The organism is Acinetobacter legionensis (assembly GCF_048552295.1).
Taxonomy (GTDB): Bacteria; Pseudomonadota; Gammaproteobacteria; order Pseudomonadales; family Moraxellaceae; genus Acinetobacter.
Genome location: NZ_JBIMCW010000082.1, coordinates 1 through 428 on the forward strand (window position 1 = coordinate 1; position 428 = coordinate 428).

The 428-nt window shown below is 44.4% G+C and carries 1 protein-coding gene and 1 pseudogene; both read right to left on the reverse strand.

The window, feature by feature from the left end; translation table 11 throughout:
- Positions 1-92: hypothetical protein (locus tag ACG916_RS21545; RefSeq protein ID WP_419329381.1), on the reverse strand; the 92-nt coding region annotated here is incomplete at its 3' end.
- A 139-nt stretch (positions 93-231) separates the two neighbouring features.
- Positions 232-428, reverse strand: a pseudogene (locus tag ACG916_RS21550) (3-oxoadipate CoA-transferase); the annotation flags it as partial.

Genomic DNA, 428 nt, shown 5'->3' on the forward strand with positions numbered 1-428 from the left:
GCACCGAGATCATCTGCACGTATTGGCGCAAGACCACCGGCATAACGACCAAATGGGGTACGGATGGCATCTATGATGTAAGCGTTTTTCATGTTGTTTATATCCTTAAATAATCTCCCTTGCGCTGCTACTACCGCAGCTCACCTCTTTGTAAAAGAAGAAGTTCCCCCTCTTTCATAAAGAGGGGTTAGGGGAGATTTAATCATTCCGCAAGGGAGGGATTTATTATCCCTATGTCGCATCAATCAATTGAGCACCCGTCAAAGCCTGTAATTCTTCAAAGCTCAGACCTGCAACTTTTTCAAGCACTTTTAAACCCTCTGGGGTCACGTCAATCACGCATAAGTCAGTATAGATACGATCAACACAATGCTTACCTGTCACAGGATAGCTCAGTTCTTCAACAATCTTAGGTTCACCTTGCTTGG